This is a genomic window from Bacillus sp. UMB0728 (assembly GCF_002858875.1).
GTDB lineage: Bacteria > Bacillota > Bacilli > Bacillales > Cytobacillaceae > Bacillus_AB > Bacillus_AB infantis.
The window spans coordinates 275,940-294,963 of sequence record NZ_PKLA01000004.1; the positions used below are offsets into that span (position 1 = coordinate 275,940).

The 19,024-nt window shown below is 45.4% G+C and carries 18 protein-coding genes and 1 tRNA gene; 4 read left to right on the forward strand and 15 right to left on the reverse strand.

Annotation, left to right across the window (positions count from 1 at the left end; translation table 11 throughout):
- Positions 1-7: 7 nt before the first annotated feature.
- From CYJ37_RS17175 to CYJ37_RS17205, 7 genes are all read right to left on the reverse strand, one after another.
- Entirely contained in the window at positions 8-3,499 is a 3,492-nt protein-coding gene (locus tag CYJ37_RS17175) for a CheR family methyltransferase (protein WP_257964243.1), read from the reverse strand.
- Between the two features lie 379 nt (positions 3,500-3,878).
- Entirely contained in the window at positions 3,879-4,079 is a 201-nt protein-coding gene (locus tag CYJ37_RS17180; RefSeq protein ID WP_035402699.1) for a hypothetical protein, read from the reverse strand.
- A gap of 138 nt (positions 4,080-4,217) precedes the next feature.
- Positions 4,218-4,352 carry a YjcZ family sporulation protein gene (locus CYJ37_RS17185; protein ID WP_009794199.1) on the reverse strand — a complete coding sequence of 45 codons (135 nt, stop codon included), beginning with the start codon at positions 4,350-4,352 and terminating at the stop codon, positions 4,218-4,220.
- A 37-nt stretch (positions 4,353-4,389) separates the two neighbouring features.
- A complete protein-coding gene (locus CYJ37_RS17190; RefSeq protein ID WP_009794198.1) occupies positions 4,390-4,503 on the reverse strand; it encodes a YjcZ family sporulation protein in 114 nt (37 codons plus the stop codon).
- Between the two features lie 219 nt (positions 4,504-4,722).
- Positions 4,723-6,270, reverse strand: a complete 1,548-nt coding sequence (locus CYJ37_RS17195; RefSeq protein WP_009794197.1) for a flotillin family protein — start codon at positions 6,268-6,270, stop codon at positions 4,723-4,725.
- Between the two features lie 15 nt (positions 6,271-6,285).
- Positions 6,286-6,810: an NfeD family protein gene (locus tag CYJ37_RS17200; protein ID WP_101550811.1), complete on the reverse strand. Its 525-nt coding sequence runs from the start codon at positions 6,808-6,810 to the stop codon at positions 6,286-6,288.
- A 232-nt stretch (positions 6,811-7,042) separates the two neighbouring features.
- Positions 7,043-7,414 (reverse strand): hypothetical protein, encoded by a 372-nt coding sequence (locus tag CYJ37_RS17205; RefSeq protein ID WP_022543629.1) that lies wholly within the window; start codon positions 7,412-7,414, stop codon positions 7,043-7,045.
- A gap of 316 nt (positions 7,415-7,730) precedes the next feature.
- Here CYJ37_RS17205 and CYJ37_RS17210 point away from each other — a divergent pair, with 316 nt between their 5' ends.
- Together CYJ37_RS17210 and CYJ37_RS17215 are read left to right on the forward strand one after the other, a co-directional pair.
- Positions 7,731-8,024 (forward strand): hypothetical protein, encoded by a 294-nt coding sequence (locus tag CYJ37_RS17210; RefSeq protein WP_009794193.1) that lies wholly within the window; start codon positions 7,731-7,733, stop codon positions 8,022-8,024.
- An 89-nt stretch (positions 8,025-8,113) separates the two neighbouring features.
- Complete coding sequence (locus CYJ37_RS17215) at positions 8,114-8,932, forward strand: glycerophosphodiester phosphodiesterase (protein ID WP_009794192.1); 819 nt, start codon at positions 8,114-8,116, stop codon at positions 8,930-8,932.
- A 42-nt stretch (positions 8,933-8,974) separates the two neighbouring features.
- On the opposite strand, the gene CYJ37_RS17220 is transcribed toward CYJ37_RS17215, so the two are convergent.
- The 8 genes from CYJ37_RS17220 to CYJ37_RS17250 form a co-directional block, all read right to left on the reverse strand.
- A complete protein-coding gene (locus CYJ37_RS17220; RefSeq protein ID WP_094768303.1) occupies positions 8,975-9,709 on the reverse strand; it encodes a protein-glutamine gamma-glutamyltransferase in 735 nt (244 codons plus the stop codon).
- A gap of 127 nt (positions 9,710-9,836) precedes the next feature.
- Positions 9,837-12,461 carry a cyanophycin synthetase gene (gene cphA / locus CYJ37_RS17225; protein WP_101550813.1) on the reverse strand — a complete coding sequence of 875 codons (2,625 nt, stop codon included), beginning with the start codon at positions 12,459-12,461 and terminating at the stop codon, positions 9,837-9,839.
- Positions 12,458-13,378: a cyanophycinase gene (locus CYJ37_RS17230; RefSeq protein WP_009794188.1), complete on the reverse strand. Its 921-nt coding sequence runs from the start codon at positions 13,376-13,378 to the stop codon at positions 12,458-12,460. Before CYJ37_RS17230 ends, cphA begins: the two co-directional genes overlap by 4 nt.
- Positions 13,379-13,469: 91 nt before the next feature.
- Positions 13,470-14,468 carry a DUF3231 family protein gene (locus CYJ37_RS17235; protein WP_094768197.1) on the reverse strand — a complete coding sequence of 333 codons (999 nt, stop codon included), beginning with the start codon at positions 14,466-14,468 and terminating at the stop codon, positions 13,470-13,472.
- A 110-nt stretch (positions 14,469-14,578) separates the two neighbouring features.
- Positions 14,579-14,737 (reverse strand): hypothetical protein, encoded by a 159-nt coding sequence (locus tag CYJ37_RS27350; RefSeq protein WP_165352508.1) that lies wholly within the window; start codon positions 14,735-14,737, stop codon positions 14,579-14,581.
- 189 nt (positions 14,738-14,926) lie between these two features.
- Positions 14,927-16,012, reverse strand: coding sequence for a Ger(x)C family spore germination protein (locus tag CYJ37_RS17240; protein WP_009794185.1), 1,086 nt, complete (start codon positions 16,010-16,012; stop codon positions 14,927-14,929).
- The gene (locus tag CYJ37_RS17245) at positions 16,009-17,109 is read right to left on the reverse strand and encodes a hypothetical protein (RefSeq protein WP_101550815.1); all 1,101 of its coding nucleotides are present in this window, start codon (positions 17,107-17,109) and stop codon (positions 16,009-16,011) included. The genes CYJ37_RS17240 and CYJ37_RS17245 overlap by 4 nt, the downstream gene beginning before the upstream one ends.
- A gap of 16 nt (positions 17,110-17,125) precedes the next feature.
- A complete protein-coding gene (locus CYJ37_RS17250; RefSeq protein WP_009794183.1) occupies positions 17,126-18,472 on the reverse strand; it encodes a spore germination protein in 1,347 nt (448 codons plus the stop codon).
- A gap of 144 nt (positions 18,473-18,616) precedes the next feature.
- On the opposite strand from CYJ37_RS17250, the gene CYJ37_RS17255 reads away from it, so the two are divergent.
- Both CYJ37_RS17255 and CYJ37_RS17260 read left to right on the forward strand, forming a co-directional pair.
- Positions 18,617-18,690: transfer RNA gene (locus CYJ37_RS17255), tRNA-Arg, on the forward strand.
- A 201-nt stretch (positions 18,691-18,891) separates the two neighbouring features.
- Positions 18,892-19,011, forward strand: a complete 120-nt coding sequence (locus CYJ37_RS17260; RefSeq protein ID WP_022543627.1) for a hypothetical protein — start codon at positions 18,892-18,894, stop codon at positions 19,009-19,011.
- Positions 19,012-19,024: the final 13 nt, after the last annotated feature.

The window sequence follows — 19,024 nt, forward strand, 5'->3', positions numbered from 1 at the left end:
CCTGCCTTTATTGAATGCAGGGAATACGGATTTCTGCTGTCGTCCCTTTCCCTTCAATACTTGCATAATTGAGAGTGCCTTTGTGGTTCTCAATGATCCTGAAGCTGACCATGACTCCCAGGCCTGTCCCTTTTTCTTTTGTAGTGTAAAACGGCTCTCCCATTTTATTAAGCTGCTTCTCGGGTATCCCTTTTCCCTGATCGGATATTTTGACGAGCAGATTTTTTCCTTCCATCCCCGTCTCAATCAGGATTGTCCCTCCGTTTTCCATTGCTTCAATCGCGTTTTTCACCATATTGATGAAAACTTGCTTCAGCTCTTTTTCATTTCCCCTGATCTTTGGCAGTGCATCCTGATGGACTGCTGTGATGCTTATATTCTGCATAATGGCCTGTGTATCAAGAAGGACACAAACATCCTGGATGACTTTGGAAACATTGACCAGGTCATAAACAGCTGCTTTAGGCTTTGCAAGGACAAGGAACTCGTCAATGATGGCTTCCAGCCTGCCGAATTCAGACATCATGACTTCAGTGTATTCCTTGTTATAGCTGCCAGTCTGCATCATCAGCTGCAAAAATCCTTTCAGGGAAGTCAGCGGATTGCGGATCTCATGGACAATTCCTGCAGCAAGCTGCCCTACTGCAGACAGCATTTCTGATTTCTGCAGCATAGCCTCGGATGCCTTATGGACTGTAATATCTTCTATGATGCCAAGATAGCTGCTGACATCTCCGGACTGGTCCTCGATTGGCAAAAAGCAGACGTTCTCCCACCTGGCGATTCCGCCATCAAGCGGATAGGACATGCTGCCTTTCCACACTTCCTTCGCAATGATGGCATTTTCAATTTCTTCAAAATCAGCTGTATCCATTTGATCTCTGTAAAGGTCTTTAATATTCCTTCCCACAAAGCTGTCAGGCTTTCCCTCATGCTCGGCAAATTCTCTATTATGGTATTCAATATTGCCAGATTTATCAATGATCAAGATCCTGGATGGACTCTGATCAAGGGCATTGGAGGTCAGTTTGAGCTTCTGGTTGAATCGTTTTATTTCGGTAATATCATTGAAGGTAAAGACAACCCCGTCCATCACATTCTCACTTGTACGATACGGAAATGCCTGCATCAGATACCATTTATGATCCTTGGACATGAGCTCTTTCTCAATTTTACTAAATGATTTGACGACTCTTTCAGCATCCTCCACAAGTGATGCCTGTTCAAAATTATGCGAGATGTGGAAAAACGGCCTGCCGACATCCATATCAATGACATTGATGACCTTTTTGGCTTCCGGTGTAAAAAGGCGGATATTCAGTTCAGCATCCAGAAATACCGCTGCTATATTTGTGCTGATGAGCAGATTATCCATATCATCGGCAAGGGCGGTCACTTCTTTGATCTTTTGTTCATACTCATTGTTTACATTCACAAGCTCTTCATTGATCGAATGCATCTCTTCATTGGCGCTCTGCATTTCTTCATTGGCTGCAATAAGCTCTTCATTTGCAGACTGGAGTTCTTCATTGGATGTCTCAAGCTCCTCAATGGTTGTCTGGAGTGTCTGCTGAGTATAGTACAGCTCCTGCTCCAGGTCTGCTATCCTCTCGGCCACCGTGCTGTGCGGATCGAAGTAAAGTGGCATCGTTTTCTTTTCCTTCGTATTCTGGTCTTCATCAAAAAGGATGATGACCAGCGATTCGTTGGCTGCAAATTTCTTTACGATCAGATCAAAATACCGGTTCTCGCCATCTACGTCAAAATGGACGTTTTTATATCGTACCTCACTCCGCTCACCATCTAACTTCTTCAGGGCAGTCCAAATCATGACAGACAGGTGGACAGGGACCATTTTGTAAATGCTTTTGCTCGCGGATTCATTCAGGAAATTCAGATACTTATTCGCCCGGCGGGACGTGAATATTACCTCATTGACTTCATTCAGGACGATGCACGGAAGCACATAATTATCCATAAGGGTTTGATGGATAGCCGCCCTCCTGCGTGCAGAGAGTGAATCTGCCGCAATGCTCCTATTTTCAGCTTGATCTGCCGAAACCGGCATTTTTGAAACTCTCCCTTCTGACTGCACCACCCAGTTCTCAGAAATCGCATTTTTATAGATATTCCATTTGCTGTTGACAGGACGGAAGAAATGGGACATTTTCCCGGTTGTTTCGCTGTGTCCGAGAACAAGTGTGCCCTTTTCTGTTAAAGCAAAATTAAAGAGCGACAGCAGTTTTCGCTGCAGGTCCGGCTGAAAGTAAATCATGACGTTCCTGCAGCTGATTAAATCCATGTTGACAAAAGGAGAGTCTTTTATCAAATTATGTGGAGCAAAGACGACATGGCTGCGGATGCGCTTGATGATTTCCCAGCTGTCTCCTTTTTTCACAAAATAATTCTTCAGCAGTTCCTTTGGTATGCCTTCTGTCTGATGGCCGGGATAAATCCCCCGTCTGGCAAACTCTATTGCATCTTTATTTATATCTGTTGCAAAGACCCTAATGTTAAGGTCTAAGCCCATCCTCTGCACATAGCGGTCGAACAAAATTGCGTAGGAGTATGCTTCCTGACCTGTGGAACAGCCGGCAATCCAGATTCTGAGCTCTTCCTTTGCAGCCGCCTTCCGGTGGACGGCTTCCGGTACGATCACATCCTCAATGATCTTGAAAGCTTCCTCATCCCTGAAAAAGTGGGTAACGCCGATCAGCAGGTCTTTTTGAAGATGTTCAACCTCTCCGCTGTTTGCCTGCAGATAATCCAGATATTGTTCAACGCTTTGATGCTTGGATTCAAGCTGCAGGATCCGCCGTTCAATTCTTCTTATAATGCTGTTTTTCTTATAGCATGCGAAGTCCAATCCAGTTTTCTTTTTTATCAGGCCAAAAATTTCTTCTAAGGTTTCCTGGCTGTAGCGGGGCAGGACACTTTCATTGAAGGAACTAAGAATAGAGGGCATGTTGGAAGGGGCCTCAATATAATCTGCATAGCCTGAAAGAATTGCACTTTCCGGCATATCATTGAATTTAGCTGACTGTCCATCCTGGACTATAACCGTTCCGCCATTATCTTTAATCGCTTTAACTCCAGCCGTTCCATCATTTCCTTTTCCTGAAAAGATTATGGAAACCGCCTTGTCCTTTTTGCTCGCAGCGAGGGATATCAGAAAGGCATCTATCGGAAAATGCAGCTGTTTGTCTTTTTCGTATCCGCTCACCTTGAATGTACCGTCTTCAATGGACGTATAGGAATCCGGGGGATTCAGATAGATGGTGTCAGGCTGGATCTGCATCCCTTCCTTGATCCGCAATATTTTCATTTTGGTCTTCTTTGCCAAAAGTTCCGGCATAAAGCTTTTATATTTGGAGGATAAATGCTGAACAACTATATACGCCATTCCGGAATCGGCAGGTACTTTCGAAAAGAACTGTTCAATGGCATCCAGTCCCCCGGCAGACGCGCCAATTCCTACAATATAAAATTCTTTTCCCAAAGATTTTTTTCCGGCAGTGTTAATTGATTGTTTCATAGACATATATTTTTATTGATTCCTCCTGATTAATGCCGAAATGAGCCAGCCTCCACTGTGGCCGAACGCTGGATATTCAATAACGATGACAGGACTTCAAGGGAAAAAATTGATAATAGCAGAGTCCGTCAAAGCCTCTGAAACAGATAGGGGAATACGGGCATTGATTCCACTTATAGGAAATTCGTTTATACTCCGATTATAGAGGTTCTTTAACAGCCAATCAAGATTTGTCATTAAATCATTTGCATGTGGCATTTCCGCCAAGTTCCCTCCATTTCTGGCCCGGAAGGATTTCTTCTCTGTACATAGAAAAAAGCCTTCTCAAATGAAGGCTCCCCGCTCAATCTATCCGTTTATGCTTATTCAGCAGCTCTTTGAACATATTCAGTACAACGATCCTATCCTCTTTATCAAAAGAAGCAATCCACTTTGATACAATGCCGTTTTCCTTTGGGTTAAGCTCCCGCTGAAGCCCGCTTTCCAGAAGGCCGTGAATCTCATCGAGCGTGTATGCCCTGTCCTCAGTCTGATGCTCCATCATTCTCTCCTCCATTAACTGTTTTTGTTTACATTCCCTTTAGGCAGGGGGATAAAACACTTAAATTTATGTGGAGGGGACTTGTACAGAACCCGGTATACAAAGGAGAGACAGGATGCCCTGTCCCCCCCTTTCACTTTATTACCATTTAAAGCAGGCTGCACCAACGATGATCAGAAGGATGAATAGTACAACAATCAGCGCAAACCCGCCGCCGTAGCCGCCGCCTCCGTAGCCGCAGCCGCCATAGCCGCCGTATCCGTATCCGTATGCCATTGGAAGATCTCCTCCTTTTATTCTTTGTCAGTACCGTTTAGTAGCCGTAGCCGCCTCCGCCATAACCCCAAGAAGCACCGATGATAATCAATAAAATGAACAATACTACCAGCAGGGCAAAACCTCCGCCGTATCCGCATCCGTCTGACATTTGTAAAACCTCCTTTAGTTGATTCAATATATCCTATTCAGCAATGAGCTATTGTGCGAATAGACTAACGCACAATTTTTAGGTCATTTCCTCAGAGGCAAACAAACAGGGAGGCAGAAACAGCCAAATAAAAAAACTGGCGGCATTAGTCACCAAAGCCGGCAATTGAAAAAAATTAAAATGAAAGGCGCAGGAATCGCTCTTCCTGCGCCTGAAACCTTATGGTGTGCTGATGGTCCCTTTTTCCCCTTCTTTCTTCTGGGCCGCCTCCTTCAGCTCATATGTGAGTTCATCCAGGCTCTGGCGTACATTATGCTTGCCTGAGAGGTTTTCGAGCAGTTCTTTCACATCGATGCCTGAAGAAGCTTTCAGCGTTTCCTGCATGGTGCTCATTAGATTTGTTGCATAGCCAGCAACCCTGTTGGCCCCGCTGCTTTTGCCATCGCCGCCTGTATCGACGACCGTGATTTTATCAATATTGGATAACGGGCTCGCAACCTGTTTGGCATATTCAGGAAGCATTTTGAGGACCATATCGAGAACTGCAGCCTCTCCGAATTGCTCAAACGCCTCAGCAATTTTCCGCTTGGCCTCTCCTTCTGCAAGTCCTTTCAGGCGGATAATTTCGGCTTCAGATTCCCCTTGGGCCCTTAAGGCATCCGCCTTGGCAAGGCCGTCAACCCTGACCCGCTCGGCTTCTGCCTTTGCTTGCGATTCAATGCGGTACTGATTGGCATCAGCTGCTGTAATCTGTTTACGCTTCTCTGCTTCTGCAGCCTGCTCCACAGCATAACGGTCTGCATCTGCCTTCTTTTTAACCTCGGAATCGTATTGCTTTTCACGCCTCAGGATTTCTTTTTCCTCCAGCTCGATCTGTTTCTGCCTTTCAATGATCCTGATCTGCATTTCATGCTCAGTAACTTCCTGTTTGGCCCTGGCTGTTTCCAGATCATAAGCCTGGTCGGCACGTGCCTTGGCGATATCCTGATCCCTGCGGTAATCTGCCATTTTCATCTTATTTTCCTTTTCGGCCTCAGCTATCTCGGTTGCCCTCTCCAGCTCTGCCTTTTTGGCGTCTTTATCAGCTTCTGCCTTTTTGATCCTCGTTTCTTTATCGGCTTCGGCTGTTGCAATATCCGCATCCCTTTTGACCTGAGCAATTCTTGGCTTGCCCAAAGAATCCAGATAGCCGTTTTTGTCCCTTACATCTTTGATCGTCAACGAAACGATCACAAGGCCCATCTTAGCCAGATCCTGGGAGGCTACTCTTTGGACCTCCTGGGAGAATTTATCTCTGTTTTTGTAAATTTCTTCGACAGTCATTGAACCAAGGATGGAACGCAGGTGTCCTTCGAGCACTTCCTTTGCCTCGTTCTCCCTGTCTTCCTTTGATTTTCCAAGGAACTGTTCTGCTGCAGTGGCGATCTCGCTGATGGAGCCGCCTATTTTAATGATGGCAGTGCCATCGGCCATCACTGGAACACCTTGTTCGGTGTATACCTCTGGCGTTGATACCTCAAGCTTGCTTGAAAGCAGGCTCAATGGCTCTGCCTGCTGAAATACCGGAAGGACGAAGGTCCCTCCTCCCCTGATGATCTTAATTTTATTGCCGGACTCATCCACGTGGACCCGCTTGTTTCCAAGATAGCTGCCTGTCACGATCAGAGCCTCGTCAGGTCCTGCCGTCTTATACTTAGTAACAAATACACCGAGCAGAGCAATTAAAAGAAAAGCTGCAACACCAACTACCACCCAAATCATTGCCATTCTGTTCCCTCCTGTTTATAATCCTTCATGCCTGACAACCTGAAGGACATTTTCATTAACTTCTATAATGAGTACTTCCTGGCCTTCTTCAATTGGCCCTCCTTTAAAACTCTGGGCTGACTTGGCAATCCTCCCGCTGACACTTTCAATCAGCACTTCACCGAAACCGTCATCAGGTATCGGGATAATGACCTTCCCAACCCTGCCTCTTAAGGATTCATCTGTATAGACAAGTGATTCTTCCGCTTGGGATAAAGGGATCAGCACAAAAAGATATAAAACGGCATCCAAAACAAAAGCGATTGGCGCCGAGATGGCTATGATAAAGATGCTGTCCATCCCGGTTGTATATTCCATCAGGAAGCCGGCTGCCGAAAAAATCGTCATAAAAGCAAAAATCAGTATGGGGTCCAGGAAAGGGCTGATATCACCGGCTCCCTCCAAAACATCTCCGAACAAAATATATAAAACTATTATTCCGCCTGAAAAACACAAAATGTACAAGTATAGAGTCTGGATCGGCAACCCGAAGATCTCCATATCAATATCAAACCTCCCTCCCGCTTCTCGCACACAACATACAACGGCCTAAAAACTTAGCACAATTATAGATGATTTGCTTTTCCTCCCCCTCTGACTATCCAACTGGAAGCTTCTGTATTATTTACGAATGGGCATGGCAAAAGTTTCAATTTTCTCAAAATTACCCATAAAAAAAAGCATGGTTTCCCATGCTATCATGCAGCAAGCTCATAAGCTCCGTTGCCTTTAGTTAGCTGGCAGGACTATGCTGGCTGGTTTCTTTTATATTTTCAAATGAAAATTGATATATAACATTTTCTTCAACAGGAATTTCCAGCCATCTTCTGACCCCATATTTCGTCATCATTTCTTTGTATGATGGCCTGCAGTTTTCCAGGAGTGCCACTTTCAATGTTTCAAATCCATCTGAGTGCAGGACAGCCTCTTCAATCTGTCTTCTGATTTCAGCAGCAGTGGGTTCATCTGATTTTTTCAGCGGCAGTGTAACGACCAGAACATCATTCAGAACTTTTTCTTCCAGCGTCAGCTTAGAAGCAGAAAGCTTCTTGAAATACCTGCTCAGTTTCCATATATTAATTCCATCTACGGTTTCCCAAATCATAATTCTTCCTCCGGCTAATCTGATTGGATCCATTTAAAAATTATGTAATCCTGCTCCGTACCTACCATATCATACTATCAGCTAAAACAGAAATAGACTAATCTACCAAAATTGATTCCATTCCCTATAGCTGTGCCTGGTTCAAACTGAGGCAGAGTAGTCAATCCGGCCTAAGATCCCACATCAGGCGGCCGCCTGGCAGACAGCCTCTTTTTGTCATCGGCCCTGCCGCTGCTGCATACGCTAGTAAAGGCTTTACTTAGAATCAATTTACTCGCTTGGCAAGCATTATATTTTAGCGGAGGTTGCAGATACCATGAGATCAGACCGATATACCGGCAGGCGGACAATCAGATGGAAGATTCCTTTCCTCATCCTGTTGACGGCTGCAGCAGTTCTTCTGATTTTCTACTATTCTACCAGTCTTATTAAGATAGAATCACCGAAAAAAGATCTGGGTCAAAAGGTAGTCATTGAACTGCCTGCAGGCAAGAATATTTACACTTATGAAAAACTGCTGATCAAAGAAAATGGAAAGCTTTACTATAAAGGTGAACGAAACGAAATAGATTTGACTGGCGGCAGGATCATATATGAAGATTGGGATTAAGTTTTCATTTGCCGAAACAGGAGCAGTTCATTATGATAGATTGTCAGGGTAAAAGAAAACAGGAGGTTACAATTCCCCAGTAAAAGGAGATGAAAAGCTTGGGCAGCTACCGGAATGGATTAACACTGCTTTTAGCCAGGCTGAAAGTCCATCGAAAAGTACAGGAGGCACATGGCAGCCTGCCAGCAAAGCTCAAAATCGGACACCGTGGAGCGGCAGGATCCAGGCCGGAAAATACCTTCTCATCATTTGACTATGCGCTTCAAATGGGAGCAGATTTTCTTGAATTTGATGTCCAGCGGACCAAGGACGGTAGACTTGCGGTTATTCATGATTCGACTGTCGACCGGACAACAGACGGCAAGGGAAAAGTTTCTTCCCTGACATGGAAAGAGCTGAGAAGCCTGGATGCGGGCAGCTGGCATTCAACGGAATATGCGGGGGAAATCATCCCGTCATTCACTGAAATGCTGGACAAATATGCCGGTAAAGCCGGGCTCCTGATTGAACTGAAGAAGCCGGCCCTTTACCCGGGTATAGAAGAACAGATTGCAGAAGAGCTAAAGAGCCGGGAGCTGGACAAGGGCCCTGGATCCCGCATTATCATCCAATCTTTTGACAGGAGCTCAATGAAAAAGATTCGTAGCCTGCTCCCTTCCATCCCGGTCGGGATTCTCCTGAATTACAAAACGAAAAGGATGACCGCAAGGGAGCTTGAACAGATTGCAAAGTATGCCTGCTATATAAATCCAAAGCATACTATCGCAAGCAGACAGCTTCTGGACCGGATACATCAAAAAGGGATGAAGGCCATTATCTGGACCATCAGAACAGAAAAAGAAGCAGGAAAAGCATTGAAGCTTCCTGCTGACGGCATCGTAACAGATTTTATCGAGCTCCTTGATTGACTGAAGTGCACTCGATGCCTGATTTTAAGGCAAACTCCCTGCCTAAAACCCCTGGATCCTTTTAGCAAATTGAAATAAATAACGGAAATTGATCCTGCTATGCTGGGAGATAAGGAATGCTGATCTGGTGGCATTTGGTTTCCTGAGTGTATTGAGGGCAGCAACCATTTCCTGCTCTGACTTGATGCCAATTCCATGCCCAAAATAAGCATCATTGCCCAGATAGACCGCATTCTCCCCCGTCCAGACCGGATGCCGGAAATCGGGATTATAAAAATAGACAATGTCGCCTGGAATAAAGTTTGATCCTATTTTTGTAACAATGCCCAGATCTCTGTCATAATTCCAATCCCATACGAGCAGATTTTGGAACAGCTGATTGAAGTAGCGGACAGAAATAGACTCAAGCACTGCCTTGTATAAGATAAGCACGATGGCCGTTGAACATTCAAAAGCATATTTGCTGCCATTGGAAAAAACATCGTTGACCGCTTCAGAAGGGCGGACGTCCGGCCTTAAGGCATATCCCGCCCTTGTTTTTATCCAATATGCCGGATTGAAGAATGAGTCTTGAAAGGCGGCAAATACAGCGCCGCTTTCACTCAGCTTCCTCGAGTAGTACAGGATCTTTTCCCTCGTTTCCAGCTCAAACAATAGCTCACCGGCATTTGAATAATAAAATGTCTCCGGGCTTCTATCTAAAGCTTGCCATATAGCCCTTTGGGTTTCTGGCAGCATATCGGCGGACAGGCCTGGAAATACGGGCAGCTGTATCATAGAAAACTCCTTTCCAAGTACGGCTTCCCTATACCTTATGGCAGAGTGCTCTTTAAAATGCCCTGAGTTTTGGCCTCTTTCCGCAGAAAAGCCTGCCATCTTTAAGATGGCAGGCCACTCTGTCCTGTCAATCCCCCTGCAGGGCTTGTTCATGTTTCTTAAGATCTTCAATAAAAGAGGACGCCACCTCAAAGTCTTCATATAAAAACAGGAGTGTATCTCCCTCCTGGGACAATGACCAGGCTTTCTGGTAAGCTTCCAGTTCATCAGGGTGTACGAACACTGACTGGCTGTCAATAACCGTGGAAGCAGCTGCTTTCAAAAGAGAGGCAGTTTCAAGGGGCAGTCTTCCTCTCAGGTCTTTATCTTCCTTTATGATGATTAAATCTGAATATCCCGCTGAAATTTCTGCCATCCTGGCAATATCGGAATCCGACCGGTCTCCCGGGGCTGAAAGGATGGTAATCAGCCTTTTATTTTTTGTATCTGCGGCCGTACCAAAAACAGCAGACAGCCCTGCAGCATTATGGGCATAATCAATGATGATTTCCCGCCCTTGAACAAGGAAAGCATTGAACCTTCCACGGGAATTCCTGGAGTCAGGTGTAAACGATAAAGCCTTTTCCTTGAGTGTTTCAAGACTTACTCCTTGCGCAGCCGCCGCAGCCAGTGCCTGAAGCAGATTGGCTATATTGTGCTTCGCCCTGCCATTGATTGTAACAGGTACATCAGCTGCAGGCAGGAATTCCGCTTTGATGCCTGCTTCCGCGTATACAATCTGTCCCATGCTGTCCAGATACCAAAGAGGCTCGCCCTTCTCCAGAGCCCTTTGGGAACCCTCGCTCTCTTCATTCAGTGATGTATAAATGACTTTCCCTTTCGTGTAAGACGCCATTTTTAAAGTCTCCGGATCATCGGCATTCAAGATGCAATAGCCCCCTTCAATGACTACTTCCGGTATAAGCCTCTTTAATTTTACCAGCTGGGCGAAATCCTCAATCCCATCAAGTCCGAGGTGATCTTCAGAAACATTGGTGACAATGCCTATATCACAATGGCGGAAGGCAAGCCCTTCTCTAAGGATTCCTCCCCTGGCAGACTCAAGCACTGCTATATCGACTTTAGGATGGCTTAATATCTTCCTTGCCGAAATCGGCCCTGAGCAGTCCCCTGTATCGATGCACTTTTCACCGACATAGACGCCATCTGAGCTGGTAAGGCCGACAGTCGTACCTTCCTTTTCGATGAAATGCTTGACGAGCCTTGAGGTTGTGGTTTTCCCGTTCGTTCCTGTTACAGCGATTACCGGGATCGCTGCTTCTTCCCTGCTGGAAAACAAATAGTCAACAATGTCAGCACCGGCGTTTCTGCTCTTTCCTTTTCCAGGGTAAAGATGCATCCGGATCCCAGGGGCAGCATTGACCTCCAGTACACAGGTATCACGCGGATCCAATGGCTTTGCGATATCCTGTGAAATGATATCGACTCCGGCGACATCAAGGCCAATCGAAGCTGCAGCCGCTTCAGCCATTTTCCTGACGGATGGATGTACTTCATCGGTAACATCGATCGCCTGTCCTCCGGTGGAAAGGTTTGCATTTCCTGCTACCGGCAGAACCCTTCCTTTTTCAAGTACATAGCTCTTATTCAAATCCATTTTTTCAAGGAAGCAGTCCAGCGCCTCAGCCATTGGAATTTTGGTCATAGGCTTTTCATGGCCGTTTCCTCTCAGCGGATTTTCATTCTCTTTATCGATCAGCTGCTGAATCGTATCTTTGCCGTTTCCGATGATAAAAGGAGGCACTCTTAAACTTGCAGCCCGCAATTGGTTGTCAACTACAAAGAGGCGGTAGTCGCTTCCTTCATAATGCCTTTCAACAATATACGGCTTGTCTTCCTCATTGAGGCATTTCTGCACAGCATTCAGCTCATCCCAGCTGCTGATGCCTGTTGCCACACCCTGCCCCTGCCTTCCATGAAGGGGCTTGATTACAAGCGGGAAGCCGACCCTCACTGCAGCTTCAGTTATCCCTTCCAATGTTTCGGCCACTTCCCCTTCTGGTACAGGAATGCCGCTTCCACGAAGCATTTCCTTGGTCATTTCCTTATCACAGGAGGCCTCGACAGCCAAATAAGAGGTCTGGCTCGTAATGGTTGCCTGTACATATTTTTGTTTAGAGCCTGTCCCAAGCCTTAGGAAGCTGTTTTTCCCCACACGTTCAACAGGAATTTTACGTGCTGCAGCGGCCAGATAAATCGACTCTGTGCTCGGGCCAAGCTTATTCTTGTAAAATAAGTCGGCGATCTTCTCAACATAGTGTTTTACCGAAAAGCCTTCCTCGCCCCTGAGGATTTTTTCAGCAATCTCTTTTGCTGACTGAAAGGCGTACAAACCTGATTCCGGCTCTTTGTATTCAAAGGCAATAAAATAGATGCCCTTTTTCCCGCTTGTGATTGTTTTTCCATACTTCACTTCGATGCCTGCCAGGGACTGAAGCTCAAGGGCTATATGCTCCAGTACATGGCCCATCCATGTCCCCTCGCGGAGGCGCTCTGCAAAAGCGCCTTTGTATCCCCTTGAGCAGGTATGCTCCCCGAGTGACGGAATGGCCTCCAGCAGAATGTCAGCGAAAAAGGGAAGCTTATTGGTGGGCTGGAACTCCAGCTCTTCGAGATCGATTTCCACCCACATCATCGGTTTATAGCTGAAATAATTAGGACCCTGCAAATATCGTATGCGCTTTACGTTCATCTTTGTCCCTCTTCCCCATTAAGAAGTAATTTTCTATTGCCCAAATCAAATCTGTATCCGCCGGTCAAAGTGTGCAGCTTAAAATCAGACAGCGTCAGTTCCTCGCTTCCGTTGCTTGAAACAGCGGAATTGACGAACTCCCCTTCCTTTCCATCAAAGACGAACACCTGATGCTCGCCGAAGACTTCAAACTGTCCATTTCTGACGAGGATGGCCGTATTTTCATCAATGCCTATCCCCATCAAATCTGTGTTTTCCGCAATGGCTCCCAAAAGCCTGCCAAACCGGGCCCTTTGGGAGAAGTGCTGATCGATGACCAGGTTTTGGAGAAAACCGAAGCCTTCTCCCAATTCTACCTGCAGGACATCATCTGCCGCTTTTGTCTGGGACGACACGATCATAACTTTCCCCATAATGGAGGCGCCTGCACTCGTCCCGGCAATGGGCATCCCCTTTTTCCAGCTGTTATGTAATGCTTCGTATACCTTTGAACCAAGAATCAGTTCTGCCAGCCTGCCCTGGTCGCCGCCAGTGATAAAAACAGCTGCAAGGCTCTCTATCCTCCGGGCAATTTCCTCCGAATCCGCGTCAGCCCGTGAAGAGATGTCAAGGCAGATCACTTCACCAGCTCCAAGCCTGTTCAGAACCTCTATATATTCACGGCTCACTTCATCAGGGATCCGGGATGCAGTAGGCAGGACCCCGATCGGGCCTGTCCTTGCAGCCGAAATCTCCACAAATTTCTTCAGAATCTCAACTTCATTGCACTTCTCTTCGTTGCCTCCAATGATCAATAAATCCCCAGTCTGCATTCTTTCACCTTTTCCCGTCATGTTTTTGAAGTGATAATGATTTTTAAGACCCTTCTTTGACCCCTGCCTGAACCTCACCCTTCCAGTTTTTTCATTAAATCCCAAGCTTCTATACCCCTGTACGAACCTATATGAAACCGCATCCATTAAAATTTTACAAAATAAAAAAACAGCCCTTTGCAGGGGCCGTTTTCATTCAGATCAATGTATTGCGGTCTTCCATCTGCGGCGGCTCCTCCATCCATCCATTCTTGGCCATGATTCTTCCTCCATCATGTCCATATGTATAGATATCCTTGGCCAGGGCTGCCATTTTCAAAGGCAGGTCATTTCGGAGACTAAAGGCAGTTCCTATCGCATTGCTTCCAAGTCCAAAGCTGCACAAAAGGCTGGTGCAATACAGCATGAGCTTATCAGTGAAAGGGCCTTCAGTCGAAGAGGTCGGATACCCTGCCGAAGTGGATGGGACCTGTATATCGCTATCTGTCAGCTTCTGCCCAAATTCAACAATGATTTTCTGGGAGAGGTCTTTTCCTTTATTGAAATACTCCCTCACTTCCTGCTTCTTTGCAGTCTGTGCAAATCCAGTGATCATTTGCATCCCGGTCACATTGCTCTCAATGGCATGATATAGATGCGCGACTTCAACTGTGTTCAGGGATCTTTTGTTGCCAAAAAGGTCGTTTCCCTTCATATACCCAGTTCCCTCGGCCATTTCGACATCCTTGGGCATTGTAACGGAAGGCGGACGCGGCAGAAGACCCTTCTTGAGCAGGAACTGCGTAAAGTGCTGATAAAATTCCTGTGTAATCTGTGAAAGGTTTCTGTATAAGGTGATGATATCCTCTCTGTACGCCATGCTGAGATGGAGCGTATGCAGCCCCATGCTGATTTCCTTCATCAGCCTCAAAAAATGAATATCAAAATAAGGCTGATACAGAACCGGGGCATCGGGATTGACATCCTGAGAGGTAAAACCTTTAGGGACGACTGCACCATCTTCTTCAAAAATACGCTCAATCCTTTCTTTATAAGGGGTTACCTGAACCAATAAAGACTGCAGCAGTTCCTTTCCTTCCGGATCCCCGGCATTTTTAATAAAATACGGCAGCATATGAATTATCATTGACTTTTGCTGATATGTCATCCATAAAGTACCTAATTCAGAAGATGAGATTGCCGGCTTGTTTCCCATGAGACCACTCCTTTTATATTGCCTGCATAATAGAATATCGTCTCCAAAAGTCTTTCATGGGATTCACCTTCAAAAAATAAAAGCTGCCTCCGCGGGGCAGCCTGTTTGCCTTATTCAGATTCTTCCTCAGTGCCTTCTTCGGTTTCTGTATCTGCATCTTCATTCTGCTCTGTGTCTGTTTCAGTATCTTCATCTTCTGTACCGCTGCATCCTGTAACTGCCATTGATAGTGTTAGAGCAGCAAACAGCATCAAAAACCATTTTTTCATCTTTTATTCCTCCTCTTTTTTAATGAACCGGTTACAAGCTTATCTTACAAAATTAAAAAAGAAATAAAATAGGATTTGCAGGTTTTTTACCTCTCTTAACCATTTCTTATCCTCGCCTTATAAAATTTACCAAATTTTTAAGAAAAGACTCCTGCCATAGCCCCTTTACTTGCGCCCGAACATGCCAAACTATTCAATGATCCCCGTACCCATGATTTTCGAATCTGCTTTTACTTTAATGTCGATATCAGGATAAATTTCATTCCATCTTTCCCACTCATCCTTCTCAACATGGCTGGCTCTGTAAGCAAGCCCAAACCCCATAGGATCTAGAGACTTCTCCTGAAACTTTTTCAGCAAGTCTTTCACTATCCGTTCAATCTCCTTCTCAAGAAGCTGATTATAAACCTCAAGCTCCTTCTCCGATAGATCGCTTCTTGACTCTTCGATCGTACCTTTAACTGAAATGCCTACTTCCACGGCAGCTTCATTTCCAGATTCAGCAATCTTTATATCAGATTTATAATTGTCGATGGAAACCACGAAAAATTTATCCTTCTCTTTAACAGTAATCTGCTGTTTTTCAAATTCGTGCTTGAGGGCATTAAAAGTTTTTGTCTCGTTCTTTGAAAGCCTTAGTACACGTTTATGATTCATAAATATATCAGCCTGGTTAATTTCAAGAAGGCCGTTTTTCACTTTGACCACCGGGAGCACCGGGCTGATCCCCTTGCTCTTGCTTTCCCTGTAAAACTGGAACAAATACTTGGAAATGGTATAAGGAGACTCAGAACCCTGCAGATCAAAGGAGAGAAAAAGTGTATTGGATGCCAGCCTTTCAGAAGGGGGCTTAATTTTCATCACCTCTTCAGCAGTCGGCTTGCCAATCGCTATCCAGGCTATTTTTTGGATGTCCCTTCTTCTGTAGAACCAATCCATTTCCCTTTTGATGCTGGCATCTGTCAATTGGTCACCAAGCAGGATCACCTTCAGATGCCCAAAGTCAAGTTCCTTATCGACTCTTGATTTGATGATTCTTATCGCCTCTGATATCGTTTCAGAAGTTTCTGTTACAACCACAAAGCGGCTGTCATCCGACCTTGTGTCTGCCGTGGGGATGGCAAGCTTCAATGATACTTTGATCAGATCCCCTCCTTCCTCGGACTTATCTATTCCCATTGTCACAACAAAAAACCGATTATCTATATCCTTGAATCCGCAGCCTCCAACAAACACTAAGAGAACGAAAACAGCCGGCAGCAGCCATTTCTTCATTTGTTTTTCCTCCTGGAGAGCAATATAAACAGGACAACCATAATGTACTCGCTCGGCATGCGGATGTTCATCCACCATATTGTAAAGACAGACATATTCTCTTCATTGACAAGAAAAACGCCAATAAAAAACAATGCAGCAAACAGCATCAGCGGAAAATTTGTTAAAAGTGCACCCAGTTTAGTTTTATTCTTATGCATTTTAAGCAGGAAGACACTTTTAACCAGTGCCTGGGCTACATGCCAGTGAACCACAACATTCATCAGCGAGATTCCTATGTAGATCAGGATGAAAATGTAGAATGCCCTTTCAACAAAGGCTAGCTCCATTCTGACTGCATCAGCACTCGACAGCCAGGGATATTCCAGATCGCCCACTCCTTCAAACCCAAAAGTGCCAATTGGAACGAAGTACGTGGTTGCTAGCACTGCTGCTCCTGCAGGCAGGGTCAGCAGAAAGAAGCGCGGCTTTACCTTCCCCTTCATGACTACATTGAAGATGACTAAATTTGCGTATCCGGAAAAGACATATGTTGCAGCAGATACTGACTTCCAGGTCGGCATTTGCCACAGGTGTGTCGCTCCCTCTTTAATGTCCAGCCAGCTCAGCGATCCGCTGAGATAAATTTTAACAAGAAGCAGCACAGCAAGCGGCCCGTTCAGAATGAGGATGATTTCCAGGAGGTACAGCACCTTTTCTGGCTTAGAAGAAGCCGCCCATACAACAAATAGCAGAAAGAAAAGCGCTATCTGCCATTTCTCCATGTCAGGATTGATAAATCTTTCTGTAATGTCCGTAAAAGCGTAAAGTGTGATGAGGCCAGATGCCAGCCAAATGACGGCCAGATATAGGATAAGCGGCTTCCCTGCCCAGCCGGGGATGAAAGAGTTCTTTAGAATCTGCGGCAGACTTTTTCCTTCAAATCTGCCCATTGCCCTTGAAAAGAAATAAGCTCCGATCACGCCAAGAGGCAAAGCAACCGCCATGGACATCACCGCTCCGCCAGTACGTTCCTCAATCAGCATCTTTGGAACAAAAACGATGATATTGGCAAGCATATTTAACAAAATCAGATAATAAAAATAACGGCTAGTCATTCGGACCTCCTCGCTTCTACTGTTTGCTGCCTTCGCCAAAAAACATTTTCAGATACGGCTTTCCGAAGCTGTCCAATCGTACGAGGAATAGAAGCAGGCCCATCAGGCCAATCACCAGGCCAATCATGCCGGTCATGGCAGCCAAAAGAAGGATGACATATTTCATGACCCTCATCGAGAAGCTCATTTCATTGATTGGAATCACAAAATTGGAAATGGCCACAGCTGAGACGATGATAATCATGATGTTGGACACCAGCCCTGCCTCTGTTGCAGCCTGTCCCAGAATCAATCCTCCAACCGTCGTTGCTGTCGAGCCGATCGATTTAGGGAGCCTGATGGATGCTTCTGTCAGCAGCTCCATCATAATCAGCATGAACAGCACCTCCAGATAGGAGGGATAAGGGACTGATGACCGGCTCCCCGCAATTCCCAGTGCAAGCTGGACCTGGAAGACTTCAGGGTTATAAGAAGTAATGGCCACGTAAAGTCCAGGGAGCAGCAGACTTATAAACAGGCCCAGATACCGCAGGGTGATCAGAAATCTAGAAACCCAATAAGGCTGATACAGGTCTTCCATAGAGCTCATAAAGTCGAAAAAAACGGCCGGCAGAATCAGGCCGAAAGGAGATCCTTCAATAAGGATGACTATCTTTCCCTGTGCAAGATTAAGGGCTATGCGATCAGTCCTCTCAGTGATCATGAACACAGGAAAGAGCGTTTTTTCCCGCGGCGTCAGCATTCTATGGATTTCCCCTGCTGACTGGACGATTTTCTGTGAAGCTTTGATGCTTTCTATTTTATCTTTTACCCCCTGCAGGATGTCTGCCTCAATCTTTTCCTTGTCATAGAGAAGCAGAAGGCCCAGCCCGGAAACAGAACCTATTTCATTTTCTTCCACCGTCAGGCTTGTCTTATGATAGCGGTGGCGGATGATATTTAGATTTGTACCCAGGTCTTCGCTCAATGCAGTCTGTGGTCCCTGGATGGTTGTTTCGACTGTTGCGTCCTTGACTCCCTGGCTTATATATTTCTTTAGCTGCAGAACATAAAAAGTTTCCCTGAATAAGAGGATCGCCGAGCCCCTCATCAAATCCTTCAGAGCCTGCCCTCTGTCCTCAAGCTCACTGATACCGGACAGTGAACAAATATATTTTTTATATCCTGTTTCATCCTGCAGCTGGAAAAAAGGCTTTACAAGCTGCTCCTGGATTTTGTCAGTATCGCATATACTTTTTATATAAAATAAATAGACAGAAAAACTCGCCCCTTTTAGCTCCTGAACGGCTGTATCTGATGCATGGCCAGCCTTCTCCTTTAAAAAACGGAGGAGCTCTTCCCTTTTATTGCCGCCCTTGAACATCTCTTCACCAACTTACTTAAGAAATATCCACTATTGTCCCACTGCAAGGAAAATTCATGCAGAAAAAGCCTTTCAAAAAAAAACAGGATTTTTTTTCGATCATTATTGACCAACAGAGAAAAAGGTTATATAATAAATAACGTTGTCCCAGTAGCTCAGCAGGATAGAGCAACAGTTTCCTAAACTGTAGGTCGGGAGTTCGAATCTCTTCTGGGACGTATATAGTGAAAATGCCCGCTGCATATGCAGCGGGCATTTTTTATTGCTACTGAAAAAAAATCAGCCTGTTCGTTCTGAGGAAATATATCATTTTGCACCCCTCCCCCTCCCGTCAGCTGCACATTGAAATTCTCCTCCCGGTTTTTCACTTCTGAAAAAGGGTAATGTACTATTACACAATCATCAAGGAGGTTATATTCATGGCTGAAACAAATAAACACCAGGACAATGACTCAATTGAACAGGAAAAGAAGAAAGAACACAACAAAGATATCGAACCGCAAAGAGAAGGATCCAAAACAGAAAAGAACCAAAAATAATCTCGTATAAGAG

Excerpts from the sequence above, each read along its gene's own strand:
- CYJ37_RS17180 (WP_035402699.1), bottom strand. The coding sequence starts at position 4,079 with ATGATGGAGCATCAGACTGAGGACAGGGCATACACGCTCGATGAGATT.
- CYJ37_RS17185 (WP_009794199.1), bottom strand. The coding sequence starts at position 4,352 with ATGGCATACGGATACGGATACGGCGGCTATGGCGGCTGCGGCTACGGA.
- CYJ37_RS17190 (WP_009794198.1), bottom strand. The coding sequence starts at position 4,503 with ATGTCAGACGGATGCGGATACGGCGGAGGTTTTGCCCTGCTGGTAGTA.
- CYJ37_RS17195 (WP_009794197.1), bottom strand. The coding sequence starts at position 6,270 with ATGGCAATGATTTGGGTGGTAGTTGGTGTTGCAGCTTTTCTTTTAATT.
- CYJ37_RS17200 (WP_101550811.1), bottom strand. The coding sequence starts at position 6,810 with ATGGAGATCTTCGGGTTGCCGATCCAGACTCTATACTTGTACATTTTG.
- CYJ37_RS17205 (WP_022543629.1), bottom strand. The coding sequence starts at position 7,414 with ATGATTTGGGAAACCGTAGATGGAATTAATATATGGAAACTGAGCAGG.
- CYJ37_RS17210 (WP_009794193.1), top strand. The coding sequence starts at position 7,731 with ATGAGATCAGACCGATATACCGGCAGGCGGACAATCAGATGGAAGATT.
- CYJ37_RS17215 (WP_009794192.1), top strand. The coding sequence starts at position 8,114 with ATGAAAAGCTTGGGCAGCTACCGGAATGGATTAACACTGCTTTTAGCC.
- CYJ37_RS17220 (WP_094768303.1), bottom strand. The coding sequence starts at position 9,709 with ATGATACAGCTGCCCGTATTTCCAGGCCTGTCCGCCGATATGCTGCCA.
- cphA (WP_101550813.1), bottom strand. The coding sequence starts at position 12,461 with ATGAACGTAAAGCGCATACGATATTTGCAGGGTCCTAATTATTTCAGC.
- CYJ37_RS17235 (WP_094768197.1), bottom strand. The coding sequence starts at position 14,468 with ATGGGAAACAAGCCGGCAATCTCATCTTCTGAATTAGGTACTTTATGG.
- CYJ37_RS27350 (WP_165352508.1), bottom strand. The coding sequence starts at position 14,737 with ATGAAAAAATGGTTTTTGATGCTGTTTGCTGCTCTAACACTATCAATG.
- CYJ37_RS17240 (WP_009794185.1), bottom strand. The coding sequence starts at position 16,012 with ATGAAGAAATGGCTGCTGCCGGCTGTTTTCGTTCTCTTAGTGTTTGTT.
- CYJ37_RS17245 (WP_101550815.1), bottom strand. The coding sequence starts at position 17,109 with ATGACTAGCCGTTATTTTTATTATCTGATTTTGTTAAATATGCTTGCC.
- CYJ37_RS17250 (WP_009794183.1), bottom strand. The coding sequence starts at position 18,472 with ATGTTCAAGGGCGGCAATAAAAGGGAAGAGCTCCTCCGTTTTTTAAAG.
- CYJ37_RS17260 (WP_022543627.1), top strand. The coding sequence starts at position 18,892 with ATGGCTGAAACAAATAAACACCAGGACAATGACTCAATTGAACAGGAA.